General features: G+C 62.5%; 23 protein-coding genes. 12 read left to right on the plus strand and 11 right to left on the minus strand.

The genetic code is table 11. From position 1 onward, the window contains the following. Nucleotides 1-16: 16 nt before the first annotated feature. The gene (locus C453_RS13180) at nucleotides 17-598 is read right to left on the minus strand and encodes a class I SAM-dependent methyltransferase (protein WP_008325120.1); all 582 of its coding nucleotides are present in this window, start codon (nucleotides 596-598) and stop codon (nucleotides 17-19) included. A 57-nt stretch (nucleotides 599-655) separates the two neighbouring features. Here C453_RS13180 and C453_RS13185 point away from each other — a divergent pair, with 57 nt between their 5' ends. The 6 genes from C453_RS13185 to C453_RS20700 all read left to right on the plus strand — a co-directional run bounded on the left by C453_RS13185 (nucleotide 656) and on the right by C453_RS20700 (nucleotide 6,690). Continuing rightward, nucleotides 656-1,264, plus strand: coding sequence for a GNAT family N-acetyltransferase (locus tag C453_RS13185; protein WP_008325122.1), 609 nt, complete (start codon nucleotides 656-658; stop codon nucleotides 1,262-1,264). A 41-nt stretch (nucleotides 1,265-1,305) separates the two neighbouring features. Further along, a complete protein-coding gene (fen, locus tag C453_RS13190; RefSeq protein WP_008325123.1) occupies nucleotides 1,306-2,286 on the plus strand; it encodes a flap endonuclease-1 in 981 nt (326 codons plus the stop codon). A gap of 68 nt (nucleotides 2,287-2,354) precedes the next feature. After that, nucleotides 2,355-3,785: a hypothetical protein gene (locus C453_RS13195; RefSeq protein ID WP_008325124.1), complete on the plus strand. Its 1,431-nt coding sequence runs from the start codon at nucleotides 2,355-2,357 to the stop codon at nucleotides 3,783-3,785. Nucleotides 3,786-3,876: 91 nt separating this feature from the next. Next, nucleotides 3,877-5,262, plus strand: coding sequence for a hypothetical protein (locus tag C453_RS13200; protein ID WP_049907691.1), 1,386 nt, complete (start codon nucleotides 3,877-3,879; stop codon nucleotides 5,260-5,262). A gap of 81 nt (nucleotides 5,263-5,343) precedes the next feature. After that, nucleotides 5,344-6,276 carry a hypothetical protein gene (locus tag C453_RS13205; RefSeq protein ID WP_241430772.1) on the plus strand — a complete coding sequence of 311 codons (933 nt, stop codon included), beginning with the start codon at nucleotides 5,344-5,346 and terminating at the stop codon, nucleotides 6,274-6,276. 96 nt (nucleotides 6,277-6,372) lie between these two features. Then, the gene (locus C453_RS20700) at nucleotides 6,373-6,690 is read left to right on the plus strand and encodes a hypothetical protein (protein WP_241430774.1); all 318 of its coding nucleotides are present in this window, start codon (nucleotides 6,373-6,375) and stop codon (nucleotides 6,688-6,690) included. A 27-nt stretch (nucleotides 6,691-6,717) separates the two neighbouring features. Here the strand turns inward: C453_RS20700 and C453_RS13210 are convergent, their stop codons facing one another. After that, complete coding sequence (locus C453_RS13210) at nucleotides 6,718-8,070, minus strand: class-III pyridoxal-phosphate-dependent aminotransferase (RefSeq protein ID WP_008325126.1); 1,353 nt, start codon at nucleotides 8,068-8,070, stop codon at nucleotides 6,718-6,720. 220 nt (nucleotides 8,071-8,290) lie between these two features. Between C453_RS13210 and C453_RS13215 the strand changes: the two genes are divergently transcribed. Continuing rightward, nucleotides 8,291-9,565: an AI-2E family transporter gene (locus C453_RS13215; RefSeq protein WP_169316553.1), complete on the plus strand. Its 1,275-nt coding sequence runs from the start codon at nucleotides 8,291-8,293 to the stop codon at nucleotides 9,563-9,565. Between the two features lie 5 nt (nucleotides 9,566-9,570). Here C453_RS13215 and C453_RS13220 read toward each other — a convergent pair whose 3' ends face one another. Further along, nucleotides 9,571-9,858, minus strand: coding sequence for a PadR family transcriptional regulator (locus tag C453_RS13220; RefSeq protein WP_007543649.1), 288 nt, complete (start codon nucleotides 9,856-9,858; stop codon nucleotides 9,571-9,573). A 648-nt stretch (nucleotides 9,859-10,506) separates the two neighbouring features. After that, nucleotides 10,507-10,653, minus strand: a complete 147-nt coding sequence (locus C453_RS20450) for a hypothetical protein (protein ID WP_007543647.1) — start codon at nucleotides 10,651-10,653, stop codon at nucleotides 10,507-10,509. A gap of 159 nt (nucleotides 10,654-10,812) precedes the next feature. Here C453_RS20450 and C453_RS13225 point away from each other — a divergent pair, with 159 nt between their 5' ends. The 3 genes from C453_RS13225 to C453_RS13235 all read left to right on the plus strand — a co-directional run bounded on the left by C453_RS13225 (nucleotide 10,813) and on the right by C453_RS13235 (nucleotide 12,080). Continuing rightward, nucleotides 10,813-11,022 carry a hypothetical protein gene (locus C453_RS13225; RefSeq protein ID WP_008325129.1) on the plus strand — a complete coding sequence of 70 codons (210 nt, stop codon included), beginning with the start codon at nucleotides 10,813-10,815 and terminating at the stop codon, nucleotides 11,020-11,022. Nucleotides 11,023-11,063: 41 nt separating this feature from the next. After that, entirely contained in the window at nucleotides 11,064-11,774 is a 711-nt protein-coding gene (locus tag C453_RS13230) for a DUF7117 family protein (RefSeq protein WP_193788067.1), read from the plus strand. 72 nt (nucleotides 11,775-11,846) lie between these two features. Then, complete coding sequence (locus tag C453_RS13235; RefSeq protein WP_008325133.1) at nucleotides 11,847-12,080, plus strand: DUF7385 family protein; 234 nt, start codon at nucleotides 11,847-11,849, stop codon at nucleotides 12,078-12,080. A 91-nt stretch (nucleotides 12,081-12,171) separates the two neighbouring features. On the opposite strand, the gene C453_RS13240 is transcribed toward C453_RS13235, so the two are convergent. The 6 genes from C453_RS13240 to glyA all read right to left on the minus strand — a co-directional run bounded on the left by C453_RS13240 (nucleotide 12,172) and on the right by glyA (nucleotide 16,512). Beyond that, nucleotides 12,172-12,666 carry an NUDIX domain-containing protein gene (locus tag C453_RS13240; RefSeq protein ID WP_008325136.1) on the minus strand — a complete coding sequence of 165 codons (495 nt, stop codon included), beginning with the start codon at nucleotides 12,664-12,666 and terminating at the stop codon, nucleotides 12,172-12,174. Between the two features lie 19 nt (nucleotides 12,667-12,685). Further along, nucleotides 12,686-13,579: a bifunctional methylenetetrahydrofolate dehydrogenase/methenyltetrahydrofolate cyclohydrolase FolD gene (gene folD / locus C453_RS13245; RefSeq protein ID WP_008325138.1), complete on the minus strand. Its 894-nt coding sequence runs from the start codon at nucleotides 13,577-13,579 to the stop codon at nucleotides 12,686-12,688. A 105-nt stretch (nucleotides 13,580-13,684) separates the two neighbouring features. Further along, the gene (locus C453_RS13250) at nucleotides 13,685-14,260 is read right to left on the minus strand and encodes a VIT1/CCC1 transporter family protein (protein WP_008325139.1); all 576 of its coding nucleotides are present in this window, start codon (nucleotides 14,258-14,260) and stop codon (nucleotides 13,685-13,687) included. After that, the gene (locus C453_RS13255; RefSeq protein WP_008325143.1) at nucleotides 14,257-14,556 is read right to left on the minus strand and encodes a DUF211 domain-containing protein; all 300 of its coding nucleotides are present in this window, start codon (nucleotides 14,554-14,556) and stop codon (nucleotides 14,257-14,259) included. Before C453_RS13255 ends, C453_RS13250 begins: the two co-directional genes overlap by 4 nt. A 61-nt stretch (nucleotides 14,557-14,617) precedes the next feature. Beyond that, the gene (locus tag C453_RS13260) at nucleotides 14,618-15,157 is read right to left on the minus strand and encodes a hypothetical protein (protein WP_008325145.1); all 540 of its coding nucleotides are present in this window, start codon (nucleotides 15,155-15,157) and stop codon (nucleotides 14,618-14,620) included. Between the two features lie 107 nt (nucleotides 15,158-15,264). After that, the gene (gene glyA, locus C453_RS13265; protein ID WP_008325146.1) at nucleotides 15,265-16,512 is read right to left on the minus strand and encodes a serine hydroxymethyltransferase; all 1,248 of its coding nucleotides are present in this window, start codon (nucleotides 16,510-16,512) and stop codon (nucleotides 15,265-15,267) included. A 382-nt stretch (nucleotides 16,513-16,894) separates the two neighbouring features. Here glyA and tbsP point away from each other — a divergent pair, with 382 nt between their 5' ends. Together tbsP and C453_RS13275 are read left to right on the plus strand one after the other, a co-directional pair. Continuing rightward, the gene (tbsP, locus tag C453_RS13270; RefSeq protein WP_008325147.1) at nucleotides 16,895-17,725 is read left to right on the plus strand and encodes a transcriptional regulator TbsP; all 831 of its coding nucleotides are present in this window, start codon (nucleotides 16,895-16,897) and stop codon (nucleotides 17,723-17,725) included. 51 nt (nucleotides 17,726-17,776) lie between these two features. Then, nucleotides 17,777-19,465, plus strand: a complete 1,689-nt coding sequence (locus C453_RS13275; RefSeq protein WP_008325148.1) for a YcaO-like family protein — start codon at nucleotides 17,777-17,779, stop codon at nucleotides 19,463-19,465. 196 nt (nucleotides 19,466-19,661) lie between these two features. Here the strand turns inward: C453_RS13275 and C453_RS13280 are convergent, their stop codons facing one another. Continuing rightward, nucleotides 19,662-20,801: a DUF63 family protein gene (locus C453_RS13280; RefSeq protein WP_008325149.1), complete on the minus strand. Its 1,140-nt coding sequence runs from the start codon at nucleotides 20,799-20,801 to the stop codon at nucleotides 19,662-19,664. Nucleotides 20,802-20,853: the final 52 nt, after the last annotated feature.

The following is a 20,853-nucleotide window of genomic DNA, read 5'->3' on the forward strand; positions in this document are numbered from 1 at the left end:
ACGATACGTGGCACCCCTAATGGCTCTCCCGCTTTTTCCCGACGACCGTGTACTCGAAACCTGTGTCGAGCACGGCAGCTTCGAACTCCGCGCCGTCGAGTCGCCCGGCGAGTTCGTTCGGGCTGACAAACGACGACCCGAATCCGATAGCTCGCTCTGCGAACGCGAGTCCGCGGCCTCGAATCGTCTCGGGATTGAACTCCCGAACCGCAAACACCCCACCGGGCGCGAGGACGCGATAGACTTCTTCGACCACCGTTTGCTGGTCCGGCATGTGGTGAAAGGCGTCCACGACAGTCACCGCGTCTACGGAGTCGTCGGCGAAGGGGAGCGAGCGAGCATCGCCACGGACGCAGTCGAGACCGCGACTCCGTGCCCGAGCGAGCATCTCCTCTGACAGGTCGAAGACGACCCGTTCCGGCACGTCGAGTGCGAGTGTCGCGCGCCCCGACCCGCCGCCGATGTCGACGACGCGCTCGACCGGGCGAGACGCTCTGTCGAGCGCGAAATCGAGGGGTTCTGCGTCGGCGGCTGGCATCACGAGGTCGTACAGGGGAGCGAACCTGTCGAAAAACCGGATGTCGCCGGGACCGTGCATGGTTGCTCGTGGGTCGCCGTCGGCAAGGTTCTTGCGCGTCGCGCCCTCTCGACAGGTATGGACTTCGTCATCCTCGGGTGGCCCGAGGACGGTCCCCGACTCCGCCTCGACTACCGCCGGTTCTCGTATGCGGGCAAGTTCACGCCACCGAAGACGGGAAAGGCGGTCATCCGCGGCCCCGACGAGGAGCTTCCGCCGCTCGACGACGACCGACCCGCACCCTCGGGTGGCCCCGACTCGGTCGGTCCGCTCGCTGAGGATGTCGTCGCGGCGGTCGCGTTCAACGAAGACCGGACCGACCCGACGACGCTTTGGTTTCGGTACGTCACCGTCAGACACGACAGACGGGGCGAAGGCCTCGGTCCCGAGTTGCTTCGGAAGACCGCCGCGGCGGCAGCGGAACGCGGGTACGAGACGGTTCGAATCGCGACGAACAACCCCTTCGCGTACGAGGCGTGCCACAAAGCCGGGTTCGCGTTTACCGGCCGCGAGACGGGACTCGCCGAACTCGTGTTGGAGCGCCCCGCCGGAGAACCTGCCTCGGTCTCACGAGAGCAGTATCAGTCGGGACTCGACCGCTACCGCGCCCGCGACCTCGGGGAAGACGAATCGGCGTTTCTCGCGGCACGTGACGGTGCTGCCCCACCAGCCGTCGGGAGTCGGTAAACTCGCACGATTCAAACCCCCGGCTCCCGAAGGCCGAGCAAATGGGAAACGCAGACCTTCGAACGCTCGCCGCTCTCTCTGAGGTGTCGTTCGACGAGGTTGCCGGGAGCGTCGTCGCCGTGGACGCCCACAACTGGCTGTATCGCTATCTCACGACGACGGTCAAGTGGACGAACTCCGAGAAGTACACCACGAGCGAGGGCGAGGAAGTCGCGAACCTCGTCGGCATCGTTCAGGGGCTCCCCAAGTTCTTCGAACACGACCTGACGCCAGTGTTCGTCTTCGACGGCGGCGTCACGGAGATGAAAGACGACGAGGTCGCAAAGCGCCGCGAACAGCGCGAGAAGGCCGAAGCACGTCTCGAAGAGGCTCGTGAAGCCGGTGATGCGGTCGAAGCCGCCCGGATGGAAGCCCGCACGCAACGACTCACAGACACGATTCAGGAGACGAGTCGCGAACTCCTCCGCCTCCTCGACGTGCCGGTGGTCGAAGCCCCCGCCGAGGGCGAGGCACAAGCGTCCTACATGGCCCGCAAGGGCGACGCCGACTACGTCGGCAGCGAGGACTACGACACGCTCCTGTTTGGTGCGCCCTACACGCTCCGCCAACTCACGAGCAAGGGCAACCCCGAGTTGATGGACCTCGACGCGACCCTCGATAAACACGACATCACGTGGGAGCAACTGGTCGATATTGCCATGCTTTGCGGCACCGACTTCAACGAGGGAATCTCGGGCGTCGGCCCGAAAACCGCGGTAAAGGAAGTCAAGAAACATGGTGACCTCTGGGCTGTCCTCGAAGCCCGCGGCGACAGCATCCCGAACGCCGACCGGGTCCGTGAGTTTTTCCTCGACCCGCCGGTCACAGACGAATACGACTACGACATCGACATCGACCCCGACGTGGCCGCGGCCCGCGAGTACGTCACCGAGACGTGGGAGGTCGACCCCGACGAGGTTCGGCGGGGATTCGAGCGCATCGAAGACTCGGTCGTCCAGACGGGACTGGACCGCTGGACGTAGGGCTGGAATCACCTCGAACGTAACGACAAGACAACACGTTTAGGCCGGTCGATTTCGACTGCTGTCGTATGTCCCCGGACGATATCCCGTCCCCCTCCACTGAGAACTCCTCCACTGGCGACCCTTCCGACGATTCGTCCCCTTCGGGCGATTCGCCACCTGACAACGATTCTTCCTCTCCCGACGACACCCCACTCGTCCATTCACGCCGACAATTCCTCGGCCTCCTCGGCGGCGGGAGCGCAGTGTTCGCTGGTATGAGTTGGTTCGCCCCGACGTGGCTCCCGGACCCCATCACCGACCAGTTCGTGATTCACTATCCCGAACCCCCAGCACACGTCTGGCGACCCGACATGTCCGACGAGCACGCGGACAAGGCGGTCGCCCGACTCGAACAGATTGTCGAACAGGCACAAACGCTGAAAGAGCGGGGCGACCCCGACTCGATTCCGAGACGGCTACAGATGCATCTCCGCCAAGGTGACCCCACTGGCGGGTGGTTAGAGTCAGCTAAATCGGCGTCGAACACACACGAACGACTGTCCTACGCCACCATCGGCATGATGTTTGCGGGCGAAACCGTCGGTGCTGCGAAGGCCGTCCTCGACGAAGTCGACCCCGAGGAACTCGTCGAACGTGGCAAGCGTATTCAGTCGCGCGCCGAAGACGTGCTCGATTCCTTCAGCGACTACGCTGTCTCGGACCCGACGCGGGACCTCGCGTACCTCTATTTCGTCGAGCAGAGCCTCGCGTCCGCTCGATTCCAGTCGCGTCACTGGGAGCGATTCGTCGGTGAGAACGACTACACGAACGACGCAATCGCGGATACGTACGCCTCGTATCTGCAAGCTGAACAGCACCTCGACGACGCTCGATACTACCGCGAGCTGTACCGCGAGAACCTCGGCGACCAGACGGAACCGTTCGCCGACGCACTTGCAACGTCGCTGACGACACTCACCCAGTCGATAGCGGCGCTGCCGTCACACGTAGAGATGCGCGAACGAGTCGAAGACGAGCGCGACCTCGACCAGCAGACACCGTACGGCGCGGCCCGCTGGGAACTGCTTTCGATATGTTTCGACGGTGATTATCAGTTCAACTACGGTCCTGACGGTCATCGCCACGGACACACCGTGCAGCGCCTCGTCGAGACGGCCAACGCACTCCTTGGCCGACGCGCCCACGAGTTTGCACTCGACGAACTCGACGTAGACCCGGACGACACCAATTACGACTCCGGTCGAACGTTCCGAGCGAAACGACGCGCGGTTCGTCAGTTCAACTCGGTCAGAAAGACGTACGATTCGCCGTTCGCGGGAGTTCTGGCTCAGGATGCCGCAGAGCTGATTCACGCTGGTGAACTCGGAATCGACATGGCTGACGGGACGTTCCCGATGTGGCGGAATCGCGTGGAATCGGCGACCTACTATCTCGCCAGTGAAGGGCAGATGCGCGCCTTCGACGAGGTCTTCCAGAGCATTTTCGATGGCTCGTGACGACTCGGTCAACTTGCGACAGCGACTATCTTCTGTACGGAGTTGACCACTGTCCAACACGTTTAGGCCGGTTCGTTTGGAAATCAGGTGTATGTCCCCCGACGACTCTCCCTCCACTCCTTCCGACAGTCCTTCCGATTCCACTCCCTCTGACGACCCTTCTCCCTCCGACGGCTCCTCATCACTCCTTTCGCGCCGACAGCTCCTCGGCCTCGTCGGTGGCGGGAGCGCAGCGTTCGCTGGAGTGAGTTGGTTCGCTCCCTCGTGGCTCCCAGACCCGGTGACAGACACGCTAACGACGCTGTACCCGGACCCATCGAGTAACTACGTCTGGCGGCCGCCCGTCAGTGACAACCACGCCGACGAGGCAGTGGCCGAACTGGAGGAGGCAGTCAAACAGGCGAACGAGTTGCGCTCGCGTATCGACATCGACTCAGTCCACGAGGACCTCAAATTCTACCTCCGTGCCGACCCAGCGGGTGGGCATCTCCAATCCGCAAAAAGCGACCGTAACAACCGGGATAAACTCCACCACGCGACGACAGGCATCCAGTACACGGGCAAGTCAATCGGTGCCGCGAAGGTCGTCCTCGACGAGGCTGACCCCGAAGCGGTCGTCCAGCGTGGCCGCGACCTCCGCCAATCAGCAGACGACATTGCCAACTCCATCTCCGAGTACCGCGTCTCCGATGCGGGCCGCGACCTCGCGTACCTCTACGCAATCGAGCGACGACTCATGTTCGCCCGGCTGGAGTCGCATCAGGGTGGAATCTTCACCGGCGGCACGGCCGACGCCGACGAGTACGACGCCCACGACATCGCAGGTACCTGGGGGTCGCACCTCCAAGCGAAGCAGTACATCCGAACCGCCCGACACTACCGAGACCAGTACCAATCGAACCTCGGAAGCCAACCCGCGTCGCATCGGAGCCGTATCCGAAACGCCCTCGACGACTTTCTGGCCGAAATCGAGAAGTATCCGACCCGCGGAGAAATGCGCACCACCGTCGAAGAGGAACTCGACGACGACGACCGTTCCCCCTACGGCGTGGCCAGATGGGAGTTGTACATGCTCTGTTTCGACAACGACTTCCGCGTGTTCGAAAACAGTCTCGACCGTGACTTGCTCGCGCTTCGAGCCGTGGGCACCGGCGACGCCTTCCTCAAACGTCGGGCATACGACTTCGTGCTCTCCGAACTCGACGTGGACCCGGACGACACTGGCTATGATTCCAGCCGGTCGTTCCGTGCGAAACGCCGGGCGATGCGCCAGTTTCGAACGACCACCGACGAGTACGATTCGAACTTCGCGGGCGTCGTCGCAAGCGAGGCGGCGAGCCTTATTCGCGGTGGCGACGTCGGCCTCGAAATGGGAGACGGGCCACTGTGGCGGGAACGCGTCGACTCGTCTGTGTACTCACTCGTCGCCGAAGGGATGCTCCGCAATCTCGGCGAGGTCGTCGACCCGCTCACGTGATTCTGCGCAGTCGTCTCCCAATCCACCGCGCGATTTGAAGTTCCCAACAGCTTAGTAATCGATGCTCCTGAACCCCTTTGCATGTCTCCCAGCGATGCGTCTTCTCTCTCCTCTGATGACTGGTCTGTTCTCTCGCGTCGCCGTCTCCTCGGTCTTCTCGGTGGTGGCAGTGCAGCACTCGCTGGTCTCGGGTCGTTCGCGCCGACGTGGCTTCCGGACCCCATCACCGACTCCCTCACGACTGTTTTCCCCGGTCCAGAGACCAACCACGTCTGGCGGCCGCCCATTAGTGACGGCCACGTAGACGAGGCGGTCGCAGCGCTGGAAGTCGCCGTCGAACGGGCGCAGGACTTACACTCCCGCCTCGACCCCGACGAAATCGACGACCCGGACCTCCGAGCATTCGTCACCGACGCCCCATCGGACCGAGTCGTCGAATCGGTCACAGACGAACAGCACAACTGGGAACGGCTCGTTTCGGCTACGCACAGGATAAAGTACGTCGGTGAGGCGATTGGTTATGCGAAGTTCGCACTCGGTGAGGAGGACCCAGACGCGCTCTTCGAACGCGGCCGCGAACTTCGGCAGGGCTGGGAAACCATCGCCGATTCCATCTCAGCGTATCGAGTCTCCGACGCGGGCCGTGACCTCGGATACCTCTCCGCTATCGAACGTCAACTCTCTTCTGCCTATTTCACGGCTCACTGGAACGAGGGCCACGACAGTGACGAGGGGTCCGAACCGATGAGCGAGTACACCCACCACGACATCGCCGTGGCGTGGGGGGCGCACTTGCAGACGGAGCAACGCCTCAGGAACGCCAGACGGTATCGAGCACAGTACCGGGTGAACCTCGGCGACGACACCCGCTCTGTCCGTGACCGACTCCACGCTGCCCTTCAAGACATGCTGGCGGAGATAGAACAGTATCCGATTCAGAGCGAGTTGGTGGCACAACTGCGCGAAGAGTTTGGCGACGGCGAAGACACTCCGTACGCGGTCGCCAGATGGTAACTGTTCAGGCTGTGTTTCACTCATACGTTCCCTGTTTTCACCGACGACTTCCGGAAGGACCTGCTCGCATTCCGCGCGGTAAGGGTCGGACAGGGATTGCTCGCCCGGCGTGCACACGAGTTCGCGCTCTCGGAACTCGACGTAGACCCGGGCGACACCGGCTACGACTCCGGCCGAACGTTCCGCACAAAACGCCGGGCAGTGAGCCAGTTTCGAAAGAGTCGGAACGAGTACGATTCGAACGTCGCGGGCGTCGTTGCCAGCGAGGCGGCGAGTCGAATCCACACCGGTGACAGCCGACTCGACGACTCTCCAACGTGGCGAGACCGACTTCGGTCCGCAACGACCTTTCTCGTCGCCGAAGGGATGCTCCGCAATCTCGGCGACGTGGTCGAGCCACTCGAACAGGGCTGAAAAAGCAGAGAAGAACCGGCCGTCGGCTTACGACACGTCCTCGATAGCGTCGAGGAGCATGTTCGCGCCGATGTCGATTTCGCGCTCGGTCACGTCGAGCGGCGGGAGGATGCGGAGCACGTCGTAGCCACAGGCGAGCGTCAGGAGTCCGCGCTTGAGGGCGGCTTCCTGCACGTCGTCGCGGCGCTCTTTGGTGTCGAATTCGACGGCGAGGAGGAGGCCCTTGCCGCGCACGTCGGTGACGGTTTCGGGGGCATCGTCTCGAATCGTCTCTTTGAACTGGCGGCCGCGGACGACGGCGTTGTCCAGCAGGTTGTAGTCCTCGATTGCTTCGAGGGTGAACACGCCCTGCATCGACGAGAGGATGTCACCCGCACCCCACGTCGACGAGAGGCGACTCTTCTCCGACGGGAAGACATCCGAGTTCGAGATGGTCGCACCCACGCGGAGACCCTTCGCGCCGGTGATGACGTCGGGTTCCATCGGGTAGTGGTCCGACCCCCACATCTCGCCGGTGCGGCCCACACCGGTCTGAATCTCGTCGGCGATGAGTGTCAGGTCGTAGTCGTCGACGACGGCGGCGAGTTCGTCGGCGAATCTGTCGGAGGGGAAGCGGTAGCCGCCTTCGCCCTGAATCGGCTCGACGATGATGTAAGAGACTTCGTCGGCATCGACGTTGCCTTTCTTGGGGTGGAGCTTCTTCCGAAGCGCCGACATCGTCGATTCGGGGTCGGGGAAGAAGCCACACGTACACGTCCCGTCGCCGCACGACTGGTCGGAGCAGAACGGCACGTCGAAGACACCCGAAATCTCGGGGTAATCGCGGCGGTAGACGGACTTCGAGCGGTTGAGCGAGAGCGCGCCGAGCGTCCGGCCGTGGAAGGCACCGTCGAAGGTGATGCCGTACTTCTGACCGCCGGAGTTGTCGTAGCAAATCTTGATGGCGTTCTCGACGGCCTCCGCGCCGGAGTTCGAGAGGAAGACCGTATCCATCCCGTAGTGGCTCGTGATGTCCGTCAGTTTGTCCATCAGTGCGGAGGGACCGGGGATGTCTTCCTCACCGGGGTCGGACCCGTCGCTGACGTAGAAGTCCTGGCCCGCGATTTTGATGGGGTCGACGAGGTCGAACTCCTCCATGCGGTCCATAATCTTCGGGTTGTTGTACCCGAGGGGTGCGGCGGCAACGTGACTAGTGAAATCGAGGAGGACGTTCCCATCGACGTCGGTACAAAACGGCCCTTCGGCCTCCGAAGTGATGTCCCAGACGAAGTCGTAGACGTACGTACTCGGTGCAGCATTCGATTGGTGGTAGTCGGCCCACTCTCGGGCGCGTTTGCCCGGCATCGACTCGACGTGTGGTTCCACCGTCTCTCGATCCATGCGCCTCGGTACGAACACCCATGTGTTAAGATATTCGTTATCAATAGGGCAAAATCAGCGGGAGGTCGTCGCTGTCGGTTGGTTTCAACATGGGGTCTCTCGGAGCATACGACCGAGAAGACTTGGCTAAAAAACTACGTGTCGGGCGCACGATAGGCTTTTGGCCGTTCCGTGTTCGTGATTGGGTATGGCTCTCCGTGACATCGAACGTTCCCGCATGATGTGGTGGGTCCTTGCCCTTCTCCTCGCCGGCGCGCTCACCTACGTCACCTACTCGTTCGTGGGGACGTTCGTCTTTGGACTCTTCATCTACTACGCGACGCGTCCCATCTACCGTCGGATTCGTCGCCGTGTCGGGCCACCGAGTCTCGCGGCGGCAGTCGCACTGTTCGCACTCGCACTCCCTGCATTGGGGCTCGTCGTCTACGCGGCGACGATTGCGCTTCGTGAGTTCTTGAAGTTCGCCGACCAGGTTGCGGCCGACGACATCGGATTCGACCCCGCGGCGTACGGTATCGACCCGAAACTGCTCGAAAGCATCGCCAGTCCGCAGGCGCTTTTGGAGTACGAATTCGAGTCGCTTCTCACGCCCGAGGCGGCCCTCTCGGTCTTTGACTCGCTCAGTGTCGCCGCCAACACGTTCGCGTTCCTCGGCGTCGGCGCGATTCACCTCTTCGTCATGATTGCACTCGCGTTCTACCTCCTCCGCGACGACCACAAACTCAGTCGCTGGGGACGGTCGATGTTCGGTGACGACAGCGGTATTCTCGAAGCGTACGTGCGCGCGGTCGACCGCGACTTCAACAATATCTTCTTCGGCAACATCCTCAACGCGGTGCTCACCGGAACCATCGGTGTCATCGCCTACTCGTTGCTGAACGTCGCCGCACCGGCAGGCGTCAACATCCCCGCACCAGCACTCGTGGGATTGCTCGCGGGCGTTGCCAGTCTCATTCCCGTCGTCGGGATGAAACTCGTCTACATTCCTGTTGCGGGGTATATGGGACTGCAGTCCGCACTCGTCAACCCACCGGGGCTCTGGTTCGTCGTCCTCTTTGCGGCCGTCTCGTTCGTCATCGTGGATACGATTCCAGACCTCGTTCTCAGACCGTACGTCTCGGGGCGGAGTCTTCACGTCGGGGCAGTCATGATTGCGTACACGTTCGGCCCATTGCTGTTCGGGTGGTACGGCATCTTCCTCATGCCGATGATACTCGTGTTGCTCGTGAACTTTAGCCGTCTCGTGCTGCCTGAACTGCTCGCTGGCAAGCCGATTCGACCGTACATGGTTGACCCCGCGTACCTCATTGAGTCGCACACAGTCGAACCAACTGCCGGCGATGACGCTGCTAGCGATGACTCGGACGATGTGGCAGAGACAGAACGTGAAAACGCCGATGAGACACCTGCAGACGTCGCAGACTCGCGTCGCGACGACGACGGGCGACCGAGTCGGGACTCTCGGTCCCCGTCAGACACGAGTCTCGACGGCTGACGGCCTCAGGCTTCGAAGTCTTCCGGGATGTAGTCGGCTTCCCACTCGCTGCGGGCCTGTATCTCGCGACGACCGCGACGGGTGAGTGTGTAGTAGTTCGTTCGGCGGTCGATCTGTCCTTTGTCTACGAGACCCTTCTCGACGAGCGTGTCGAGGTTCGGGTACAGGCGACCGTGGTGAATCTCCTTCTCGTAGTATGCTTCGAGTTCTTCTTTTATGGCGAGGCCGTGGGGCTCTTCGAGACCCGCGATGACATACAGCAGGTCTCGCTGGAATCCTGTCAGGTCGTACATCGGTAAATTCGAGATGTATGTTACTGTCTGATTCAAATAAGCATGTCGGCATTGACTCGGAATTGGCGGGATATGCGGCCAGATTCACCGGAATAAAACTGTTCCGCTAGTGTTATTGGATTTACTAGTTCGCATCTATCGTCTTCTCGTCAGTCGGATATGTTCACGTTCGGATGACTTTGAGATTCGCAAGCATAGTCCTTCAATTGCTGGCGCCCGCGAGTGAGAGAACAGGGTCGATTCCAGTCACTGTCTGGGAGGGGTTCTGGTCACTGTCGGCACTCACAGAGCCGAGTACGAGCCACGACTCAGACAGACTCGTGAATCCCGACTTCGAGCGACTGCTCTGTCGGCCCGTGGGCGCGACGAACGTCCCTGTGAGTCGTTGTGTCGTGTGTACCTACTACAATACCAGTAGCTCAGAACAGACTGATTTCGTCGAGAAGGAAAGCACGCCGTGCCGAAAACCGGCACGGCGCGCCGCCCTGAATTGGTCCCCGCTGACGCTTCGGCCCTCCAAAGCGAAGCGTCACTTTCGGGTACTGTTCCGTTTTACTTAAACATAACGACGCATGCCAGTCAATGACAACGCGACGAAACATATTCGCTCGTGGTATCTATTCTGCCGAATCACAAATTGTCAGTAATTTACATGTGTTCTTCTTCGAGGACCCATCCGAGGGCCCGTTTGTAGTGAGACATAAGCTTCCGAACTCCCTCGTGTCGCATCTCTTCGGATTCGAGTTCTTCTTTCAGGAACTCGTACTGCTCTCGGACCTCCGATTCACTTCGCATACTCCCTTCCTGGGACGCCACGTGTATGTCAGTTTCCCTCTTTTTTCACACAACTGTCGTTGCCGCTGTCCGCCGGTTTTGCTCGCTCCTCCGAGTGACATGTTCGCATAGGTGTAGAAATAGTAATCATTATAGATTGTCAGTTCAATTGTCAGCCGTATGTTCCTCCTCCCCGCCATCCTCCTCGGAAGCCTCCTCGGGACGGGCGGCCTTCTCATCGCATACGACCCGACACCACTGTGTGACTTCCGGGACTTCGCACGTGGACCCGAGCCTCTCGACCAGCATGGACTCTTTCTCTGGCGATGTAGCGGTCTCGCGATTGCTGCCGTCGGTCTCTGTCTTTCGACTCTCGCACTCCTCGCCTGAGTGTCGCCGTGTTTTTGCGGTCCCGGGACGAACTTGGACGCATGGAGATTCGTGGAGAGCGAGAATGCAAATCCTGCGGCCGGCAGTGGTCGTACTTCGAGACCGGGAGCGTGTCGTGTCCGTCCTGCGGGGGCATGAAAAGCGTCGGTGTCGGCGACAGAAAGCGTCACACGTCGTCGCCCGAGACACTCGATTTGTCTCCGCACCGAACCGCGGTCAGCGACACCACGATTCGCGACGCTGCGCCGGAGTTGAAAGCCGACCTTCGAGACTACATTCGCCAAGTTGGCTTCATTCACGGTGGAGAACTGCGTCCGTTAGACGACGAAACGCTCGTCGCGTACGAACTCCTCCACGCTGTCGACGTTGTCGCGCGGTCAAACCGACCGACCGACGACGAACAGTTGTACGTGCTCGACTTACTCCGCGGAGCCGACACGGGCGACCGCCCGGCTCCCGGTGAGGTTCCTGACTCGCTGGCCGACGCCCGGGGACTCGCGTACGCCGACGCCGTAGACGACTACCGCCGCGACCTCTCGGTGTGGCTGGACGACCACCCGAACACTGAGGTTCGAACGACGCTCGGCACGCTCTCGAACTACGTCAAGCGAGCGGAGGCACTCGACGGTGCGATGCCACTCGACGAGTCTGAGACACTGGTGCTCGCGACGCGCGACATCTACACGAGCATCGTCGACGACGACCTTGACGCGCTGGCCTCGGCCCGCGACCGACTCGCATCGCTACTCTGACAGCCGGAGTGCGCAACTCCCTACACACCTGTTCACCGAACGTTTTTGCCACCGGCCGACCCTCTCCCGACGATGACTGCCGGATTCGACATCCACGAGGTTCGGCACCGCGTGAAGATGCTCCGCGACACCGGAGACACGATGCTCGTCGAGAACCGGGAAGCGGTCGCCTGCCCCGCGTGTGGAGACCCTTTCTCGCGGTTGCTCATCTCCGAAAAGCCAGCACACAGCTTCGACCCCGACCCGGGGACGAGGCTCTGTGTCCGGCGCGAGGACGGGCGACTGCTCGTCTCGACACACGAGTGAGCACGCGAGAAACGCAGCCCGGAACCACCCGTCTTCGGTGTCCAGAATCAGACGTACCGGTGCTCAGAACTAGCCGTCCCAGTGTCCAGCATCAGCTGTCTCGGAGAAACGAAAGCAGCCCGCGGTCGAGTGTGTCCTCGGGAAGCGTCTCGAACCACGACACGTCGGTTATCGACTCGTCTTCGAGCCCCGGGTCGTCGGTGAGGGTTCCGCTGACGGTCGCGTCGTAGATTGCGAACCGGAAGCTCACCGCGTCGCCGTCGTAGCAAAGTCGCTGTTCTGTCACCACTCGAAGCGACCCCACGTCCGCATCGAGACCAGTCTCTTCGGCCAGTTCGCGGACGAGCGCCTCCCGTCTGGTCTCGCCGGACTCGACACCGCCACCGGGGAGTAGCCACTGGCCGTCCTGCCGAACGAGAAGCACCGACCCACGTTGCTCACAGAGCGCGCCGACGCCCCATTCGAGCCCGTCGTCGATTCGTTCGCGGGCGCTCTCGAAGCCCTCGGCGTCGAGGTCGTGGCGATTCTGTCGCCTGATGACGCCGTCTTCGTCTCTCGTCCACTCACCTTCGATTTCGGTGGACACGTCTCTGACTCTCGCGTGTTCAGGGAAGGTCGACGTCGACGTCGGCGGATTCGGCGGCCGCTTTCACCGTGTTCCACAGGAGCATCGCGCGCGTCATCGGACCGACGCCGCCGGGAACGGGCGTGATGGCGCTCGCCTTCTCTTTCGCGGAGTCGAAGTCGACGTCGCCGACGAGTTCGTAGCCCTTCTCGTTGTCCGCATCGACGCGGTTGACGCCCACGTCGATGACGACGACGCCATCAGAGAGCATGTCGCCAGTGACGAGTTCGGGGACGCCCGTGGCGGCGACGACGATGTCGGCCTCGCGGGTCTTCTCGGCGAGGTCCGTCGTGCGAGAGTGACAGACTGTGACCGTGGCGTTTCCGCCCTTGGCCTTCTGGATGAGCAGGTTCGCCATCGGCTTGCCGACGATGTCGGAGCGACCGACGACGACCACGTCGGCACCCTCCGTCTCCACGTCCACAGCGTCGAGGAGCTTCTGGACGCCGTGGGGCGTACAGGGCTTGAAGCGGGCGTCACCTGCGACGAGTCGGCCGACGTTCTCGGGGTGGAAGCCGTCGACGTCCTTCGCGGGGTCGATGCGGCGGAGAACAGTCCGGTCGTCGACGTGGTCCGGCACGGGCATCTGGACGAGGATGCCGTGAACGTCGTCGTCCGCGTTCAGGTCGTCGACGAGCGAGTAGAGTTCGTCGGCGGGCGTCTCGGGGTCGAGTTCGTAGTCGAACGCCTCGATGCCGACTTCCTCGCAGTCGCGCTGTTTCATCGCGACGTACGTCTCGCTCGCGGGGTCCTCGCTCATCAGCACCGTGGCGAGACCCGGCGTTACACCGGCGTCCGCGAGAGTGTCGATGGCGTCGGTCAGGTCGGACCGAATCTCCTCGGCGACCTCGTTGCCGTCGATGATGGTCGTCATTGATGCAGACACCGTGCCCCGCGCATTTCAAAGATTCGGAATCGTGCGTATTCTGCGTTTCAAAATGGAGTAAATATACACGAGTGTGAGTATCTTGGCCAGTTCTCACCCGCCGAACAACAGGTTCACGGCAGCCACGGCGACCCCGGCCAACCCCATTCGGAGACCGGCGACGTACCATCGCTGGTCGGAAATCGACCCCATGTACGCCCCGAAGGTGAAGAGAATCGCCGTACCGAGCGCCACGGACGCCACTGTTGCAGTCAGCATCGTAAACACCGACCCGACGGCGAGAAACGGGAGCAGTGGGACGAGGATACTGACGAGAGGCCCCAGACCGCTCGCGGTGGCGTTGATAGCTCTCGCGGCCGTCTTGTCTGCTTCGACCGCCGTCCCGCTGAGGTCGGTCAACATCGCGTCTTCGATGCGTCCGAGTTCGGCTAGCTTCTCTGCTCGCTCTATCTCCCAGACGCTCCAGACGCCCGAAGTCGTGAGACCGACGGCGGCACCGAGACCGATTTTGACGACTGTCGTTCCGTCTGAGACGCCGGTGAGGAACGCACCGATGACGAGACCGATGCACGTCAGGGCACCGTCGAAGCCGTTCGAGACGAGATACCGTCGGGAGATTGCCTTGACGCGCTCTTGCCGAAGCAAGACGACGAGTCGGCGTGGCGTCACGGCGGCAACCAGTCCTGCGGTTGGTCGCGCGGTTCGACCATCTCTTCGCCAGCGACGACTTCGTCGATGGAGTGGACCGTCCCACCGAGACTTTCGATTCGTCGTTCGACTTCCTCGTCGTCGATAGCCTCGCCCTCGACGACGAGCCTGATGTTCTGCACCTCGCGGTCGGTTTCCAGAAGTGACGCGTTCACCCCGACGACGCCCGAGGCGGACGAGACTTGGCGGGCGAACTCAACCGTCGATGGCGAGTGCGGTTTCAACACGTCGAGGACGAGACGGCGAATCGGTGCCATTGTGTGCCGAGGATACGCTCCGGCGAGTAATAGTGTTATTCAGCGGAGGATTTCCCTCGGTTCAGCACTCAGCACCCTCGAACGAACTCGGCTCCGAACCCTGTCGCTCCGCGCGGACCGCGCCCGTTTCGAGGTTCACGAGCATCGCTTGCCCGCCGTAGCCGTGGGCCTGGTCGTGCCCGCGGACGACGACGCACGTCGTTCCCTCGGGAATCGAGATGGTCTCAGAGCGCGTGAACTCTTTCGTTCCGTGGGCGTGCAGGAGTTCGCGCTTCCCGAGTTCAGTTCCGTCGAGCGATTCGACAACCCACCAGTTCGCGTAGCCACTCTCTCCATCATCGTCGTGCAAGAGTGTCACCGAGAAGCGATAGTCGCCGCCCACCCGCTCGAATTCGACGCCCATCACGTTGGCCTCGCGGAGGTCGAGGTCGTCAGCGTCGGTGTCTGCTTGTCCTCCACCGGTGTCTGTGCGCCCGCCGTCTGTGACTGCTGTCGTGGTCTCGTCGGTCATGGTCCCGTCTCCACCCTCACTTGGTGACACACACCCAGCCAGCGCGGCGAGGGAACCAGCGAGCGCGCTGAGGAGTCTGCGCCTGCGCATTGGGTACTGAACGTACGCACCGACGTATCAAAAAGACGGGTCGGTACGTCGAGGCGGACGCACGACTCGTCAGGGTGTGAAAAAGAATCGAGAATGGGGACTAGCGCTTACTCGTACAGCGGGTGGTCGTCGCAGAGTTCCTGCACGCGCTCGGAGACCTCGGCGAGCACGTCCTCGTCGTCGTGGTTGTTGACGACTTTCACGATGAGTTCGCCGACTTCGCGGGTCTCTTCTTCGCCGAAGCCGCGAGTCGTGAGACCGGGCGTGCCCGCGCGGATGCCACTCGGGTTGAACGCCGAGCGCGTCTCGCCGGGGACGGTGTTCGCGTTGAGGACGATACCCGTCGATTCAAGGGCGTCTTCTGCGTCGCCACCGGTGAGGTCCGGGTGGGAGTCGCGCAGGTCGACGAGGACGAGGTGCGTGTCGGTGCCGCCGGAGACGACGGTGAGACCGTGGTCCTGGAACGTCTCAGCGAGGACTTTCGCGTTGTCGACGACCTGTTGGGCGTACTCCTCGAATTCGGGCTGGAGCGCCTCTTCGAAGCCGACCGCTTTGCCGGCGATGTTGTGCATGAGGGGGCCGCCCTGCCCGCCGGGGAAGACGGCGGAGTCGATGTCGGAGGCGTATTCGTCTTTGCACATGATGATGCCACCGCGACCGGCGCGGATGGTCTTGTGCGTCGAACCGGTGACGAAGTCGGCGATGCCGACCGGCGACGGGTGGACGCCTGCGGCGACGAGGCCCGTGATGTGGGCGATGTCGGCGAGGTGCAGCGCGTCGACGGAGTCGGCGACGTCCTGAATCGTCTCCCACTCGACGGCGCGCGGGTACGCGGAGTAGCCGGAGACGATGATGTCCGGTTCGAACTCCTCGGCCTTTTCAGCCAACTGGTCGTAGTCGATGTAGCCCGTCTCGGCGTCGACTTCGTACTGCTCGACGTCGTAGAGCTTGCCCGTGAAGTTCGCGGGGTGACCGTGGCTCAGGTGGCCGCCGTGGGTCAAGTCGAGCGAGAGAATCTTGTCGCCCGGTTCGAGCATGGCGAGGTAGACGCCCATGTTCGCCTGCGTGCCGGAGTGCGGCTGGACGTTGACGTGTTCTGCGCCCCAGAGTTCTGTGGCGCGCTCGATAGCGAGGTTCTCGACCTCGTCGGCGTACTCACAGCCAGCGTAGTAGCGCTTGCCGGGATAGCCTTCTGCGTACTTGTTCGTCAGGGCACTCCCCTGCGCTTCGAGGACCGCTTTGCTGACGTGGTTCTCGGACGCAATCATCGCGAGCGTGTCGCGTTGGCGTTCGACCTCGCCTTCGAGGGCATCTGCCACTGCGGGGTCGACGTCGCGGACGTGGCTGTAGTCCATGTTGTAGTATCAATCACAATCAGCGCATAAATGTGTCCTCTTTGGCCACGCTTTCCGGTGTCGTATTACAAGTATGTGCACAAATTAGGCGTCCAAACCGTGTCACACATGCACGAACAAGCCGAACTGCCCTGCTTACCTTTCGGTCCGGGACGGCGTTCGAGACGGGACGATTTCCCGCTGTTCGACCTCCTTTTCTCTGTGGTCTGTTCCGCTGCGTTCACCTTCTCGGACAGTGGTTTTCGCCCTCTTAACTAGACGTAAAATTTCTGAATCGGTTTGCTCAATTCTCCCAAGAGATAGTTGTTACAATGCGATAACTGAGACGTTCCGATAGTACGGTTACGTTAATATTAAATATATTACCCGCGATATTGAGTATATGGCTATTCGTTCTAATCTGCTCGCAGAGGGGGTAGAGGATATCATATCCTCTGTCCTCTCTTCGACGGCAGACGAGGTCCTCGTGGTAAACCCAACCGCCGAGGTTATCGAAGGGCTCGTCACTGTGGCGACGAGTCTCGAAGACGGCGACCACCCGACGATTCGACTCGTCGCAGACGAACCCGTCCTGAAAGACGTCATGGACGACTTCATCGTCGCGTCGAACGCTGCCGACCTCATCGTCGCGGAGACGCTCTCGCTTCGGACCGCACAGGACGACGTCGAAAACACACTGTTCGTCACGCCGAACTCGGTCGTCGCGCTCGTCGGCGCGGGCGGCAAAGTCGCCGGACTCGTCACCGACGACGAGTCGTTCGTCGAGACGGCGTTCGAAGCACACCAGGAACGCTGGGAGGATGCCCCGGAATTCAAGCTTCGGACGCCGGCGCTCTCGCGTGTCCGCGAAACCCTCGCCGAAGACATCAACGAAGAGACGTTGACGGACTTCGACGCTGTGCTCGGTTCGCTGTCGTCGGCCCGTGGCGACGGCGACGGCCTCGACGAAGTGACCATCTCGCTTCTCGTCGCCGCCCGCAACAACGTCCTGCTCTACGACATCTCGAAGTGGGGCGAAGACGTCGGTATCGCGAGCAAGGCGACGTTCTCTCGCACGAAGACCAAACTCGAAGACACCGGTCTCATCGACACCGAGAAAGTCCCCATCGACGTGGGTCGTCCGCGCCTGCGCCTGAAACTCGGCGACGACCGACTCGCCGACGCGGAAAACGACGAACTCGCGGGCATCGCACAGGAACTGCTCGAAGCCTAACCGGCTGTCGAGACCCGCCGCTTTTTCTCCTCGCCGTCCCTCGTCGCGGGCATGAACATCGGACTCGTCGGGAGCGGTCCCGCCGCCGAGTCGATTCGCGCCGCGTGTGCCGACATCGACGCCTCGGTCACCGAGACAGACGCAGATGCGCTCGACGACTTCGACCTCGGGTTCGTCGTCGCACCGACTGGCCACGACGCGTTTGCTGCGGCAGACGCGACCGCAGAACGGTGGTTGGCAGTCGAAGTCGGTGGCGTCGGTGGGCACGCAGTCCCCGAACTCGACGCTGCGGTGTCGGCATTCGACCCCGCCAGTGGCGGCTTCGACGACCTTCGTGCTCGCGTCGCATCGACCACTGAGTCGAGCGGCCGCCCATCGGGCGGTAGAGCAGCGGTTCGCCTCGCCGGTGCTATCGCCGGTCGCCGCGGTGTGTCGCTTCTCTCGGGCGATGACATCGCGGGCACCGTGGTCGAAGTGCCCGGGCGCGAGCGCTCGTTCTTGCCCACTCCGTCTCCGACCGACCGGGACCGGGCTCTCAGACGCGACTTCCGGGCGGTCGAGCTGGACGACGCGCTCTCGCGGGCGGAGTTGGCCGTCGACGACAGACTCGGCATCGTCACGCAGGTCGGCGAGCGAGAGTCGTTCCCAATTCCGTACTACGTCGCGCAGACCGCCGACACGACGACCTATAGCGACACCCGTGCGGCGGAGTTCGCTGGCGGCGCTGCCGCCGGGTGGGACGAAGCGTACATGAAGGCGCTGGGCGAGGCGCTCGAACGCTACGCTGCGGGCGTCTATCGCGCGAGCGAGTTCACGGTCGCACCCGCTTCGTCGCAACCGGGTGCCGTCGCGCCGAGTCGCTTCGTTCGTCCCGACTCCTATCGCGACCCCGACCCAGGCGAGTCGATTCAGTGGGTTGCGGGCGAGCACCTCGAAACGGGTGACCGCGTTTCGCTCCCCGCAGAGTTTGTCCACTACCCGCCGCCGACAGAGCGTCACAAGCCGTCGATTACGACGGGGCTCGGACTCGGAAACTCCGGGACGGAGGCACTGCTCTCTGGACTCTACGAGACTATCGAGCGCGACGCGACGATGCTCGCGTGGTACTCGACGTTCGAGCCACTCGGACTCGACGTCGACGACGAGGCGTTCGAGACGCTCTCTGCACGGGCCCGTTCCGAGGACTTGGACGTGACTGCACTGCTCGTGACACAGGACATCGACGTGCCTGTCGTCGCTGTCGCAGTCCACCGCGACGACGAGTGGCCGAAGTTCGCCATGGGGTCGGGCGCAAGTCTCGACCCGAATGACGCCGCGCGGTCCGCACTCGCCGAGGCGATTCAGAACTGGACCGAACTCCGTGGGATGGGCCCCGAGCAGGCGGCAAAGCAGGGTGGCGCAATTGGAACGTACGCCGACTTCCCAGAGCCTGCACAGGACTTCGTCTCGCCGGACGCGACGATTCCCGCGTCGTCGGTGGGTCCAGATGCGGTTCCAACAGGGGAAGACGAACTCGACGCAGTGGTCGAACGCGTGACCGACGCCGGTCTCGACGCCTACGCGGCACGCATCACGCCGCGAGACGTGGAGCAGTTAGGATTCGAAGCCGTGCGGGTGCTGGTACCGGAAGCGCAACCGCTGTTCATCGGCGAGCCCTACTTCGCCGAGCGTGCCGAGTCCGTCCCGCGCGACCTCGGCTTCGAACCACAGTTGGACCGCGAGTTCCACCCGTTCCCGTAGAAAACAGTCGCTCACTGAAAATGGGCTGACAGCCAGCACACGACTCCTCGCGCGGCGGTGTGCCGGACACCCGCTGGCCGCCGCGCGGTAACAGTCACATCGTGGTCGGTCTGGCTGCGGATTCGTATATGAATCTCCGGGGCAGAAAGCGAAAGCCGAGATGGTGCGTGTGGTCGAGAAAAGAGTCGGCTACCGTTTAGACGCCGAACGTCGCACGGAGCATGTCACGCGTTCCGGGCCCGAGGCCGACCGCGAGGACGGCGATGAGCAACAAGATTGCGTAGCGCGGACTCTCCTCGAATATCTGTTCGTCGAACACCCAGATGACTGCCGTGGCGGCGACGAGTTTGACGAGCAGGAACGGCCACGCGTCACCGGTGATGGCGAGAACTGAATCGGGAAGCGTCGAGGCGGTGATATCGACGACCGCTTGATTGACCGGGTGTTTGGGGATGAGGTTGTTGCCAGCGCCGATTGCGGTCATCCAGTTGAGGCCGACCACGTTGGCGACGCCGTCGACAGCGTGGCCCCAGAGGACCATGAGCCCGATTTTTCCGGTCCCCTTGTTCACGTCGGGTGCGAAGCGCTCGATAAGCCACCACGCTGCGGCGGCGGCGACGGTCGACCCGAGGAGGATGACGACCAGAACCTGCGGGTAGAACGTCGCACCCTGCGAACCGGTCAGGCCGGCCCACAGGAGGTACGCGAGACTGACCGCGAGAACTGCGACACCCGCACCGAACAGGGGTTTCACGTAGTCGTCGATGAGGCCCGAGCGTTCGGCGGTGACGCTGCCGACGACCGCGACGAGCGTGATTGCGAAGACGGTCACGTAGATGACCGGGCTGATGATGAGCGTGTTCACGGGGTAGGTGATGAGGGCGTCGGCCACGCCGGGGGTGTCGTTCGCGTCCTCGATGACGCGGAACGCGCCGCCGAAGAACATGAACGGGACGAGCGAGAAGAAAAACCGCGGGTCGTCGCCGATGTCGAGGCGGCGAAGGAGGAAGACGACACCCGTGAGTGCGATGATGAGCGTCACCATGTAGCCGACTTCCGAGACGAGCGTGTAGCCGGGGTATGCGACGGGTTCGACGGCGGCCGCACAGGCCGATGCGCTATCGAGGTACTGTGTGATGCCCTCAGCGCGGGTGGCACATACTGCCGAGTTCGCGTCTGCCTGTACTGGGCCCCAGAAGTAGTGCCAAATGAAGCCGTCGTAGACGACGCGAGGGAACGCGAGCGACCCGCCGACGAGTGCGACGAGGATGGCCACGACACCGACGCCCCAGAGGCGCTCGGGGTCGAGACCGGTTCGCTCTGCTACCGTTGCCATAGCCAAATCCCCGACGCCGGGACTGTTTAGGGTTCCGGTCTTTCGCACGCGC

This window comes from Haloferax elongans ATCC BAA-1513, assembly GCF_000336755.1.
Lineage (GTDB): Archaea > Halobacteriota > Halobacteria > Halobacteriales > Haloferacaceae > Haloferax > Haloferax elongans.

What these genes read in the sequence shown, in the direction of transcription:
- C453_RS13275 (WP_008325148.1), top strand. Translation starts at nt 17,777, where the DNA reads ATGAACATCGGACTCGTCGGGAGCGGTCCCGCCGCCGAGTCGATTCGC.
- C453_RS13205 (WP_241430772.1), top strand. Translation starts at nt 5,344, where the DNA reads ATGTCTCCCAGCGATGCGTCTTCTCTCTCCTCTGATGACTGGTCTGTT.
- C453_RS13225 (WP_008325129.1), top strand. Translation starts at nt 10,813, where the DNA reads ATGTTCCTCCTCCCCGCCATCCTCCTCGGAAGCCTCCTCGGGACGGGC.
- tbsP (WP_008325147.1), top strand. Translation starts at nt 16,895, where the DNA reads ATGGCTATTCGTTCTAATCTGCTCGCAGAGGGGGTAGAGGATATCATA.
- C453_RS13220 (WP_007543649.1), bottom strand. Translation starts at nt 9,858, where the DNA reads ATGTACGACCTGACAGGATTCCAGCGAGACCTGCTGTATGTCATCGCG.
- glyA (WP_008325146.1), bottom strand. Translation starts at nt 16,512, where the DNA reads ATGGACTACAGCCACGTCCGCGACGTCGACCCCGCAGTGGCAGATGCC.
- C453_RS13280 (WP_008325149.1), bottom strand. Translation starts at nt 20,801, where the DNA reads ATGGCAACGGTAGCAGAGCGAACCGGTCTCGACCCCGAGCGCCTCTGG.
- C453_RS13260 (WP_008325145.1), bottom strand. Translation starts at nt 15,157, where the DNA reads ATGCGCAGGCGCAGACTCCTCAGCGCGCTCGCTGGTTCCCTCGCCGCG.
- folD (WP_008325138.1), bottom strand. Translation starts at nt 13,579, where the DNA reads ATGACGACCATCATCGACGGCAACGAGGTCGCCGAGGAGATTCGGTCC.
- C453_RS13215 (WP_169316553.1), top strand. Translation starts at nt 8,291, where the DNA reads ATGTGGTGGGTCCTTGCCCTTCTCCTCGCCGGCGCGCTCACCTACGTC.
- C453_RS13230 (WP_193788067.1), top strand. Translation starts at nt 11,064, where the DNA reads ATGGAGATTCGTGGAGAGCGAGAATGCAAATCCTGCGGCCGGCAGTGG.
- C453_RS13185 (WP_008325122.1), top strand. Translation starts at nt 656, where the DNA reads ATGGACTTCGTCATCCTCGGGTGGCCCGAGGACGGTCCCCGACTCCGC.
- C453_RS13195 (WP_008325124.1), top strand. Translation starts at nt 2,355, where the DNA reads ATGTCCCCGGACGATATCCCGTCCCCCTCCACTGAGAACTCCTCCACT.
- fen (WP_008325123.1), top strand. Translation starts at nt 1,306, where the DNA reads ATGGGAAACGCAGACCTTCGAACGCTCGCCGCTCTCTCTGAGGTGTCG.
- C453_RS13210 (WP_008325126.1), bottom strand. Translation starts at nt 8,070, where the DNA reads ATGGATCGAGAGACGGTGGAACCACACGTCGAGTCGATGCCGGGCAAA.
- C453_RS13255 (WP_008325143.1), bottom strand. Translation starts at nt 14,556, where the DNA reads ATGGCACCGATTCGCCGTCTCGTCCTCGACGTGTTGAAACCGCACTCG.
- C453_RS13235 (WP_008325133.1), top strand. Translation starts at nt 11,847, where the DNA reads ATGACTGCCGGATTCGACATCCACGAGGTTCGGCACCGCGTGAAGATG.
- C453_RS13180 (WP_008325120.1), bottom strand. Translation starts at nt 598, where the DNA reads ATGCACGGTCCCGGCGACATCCGGTTTTTCGACAGGTTCGCTCCCCTG.
- C453_RS13200 (WP_049907691.1), top strand. Translation starts at nt 3,877, where the DNA reads ATGTCCCCCGACGACTCTCCCTCCACTCCTTCCGACAGTCCTTCCGAT.
- C453_RS20450 (WP_007543647.1), bottom strand. Translation starts at nt 10,653, where the DNA reads ATGCGAAGTGAATCGGAGGTCCGAGAGCAGTACGAGTTCCTGAAAGAA.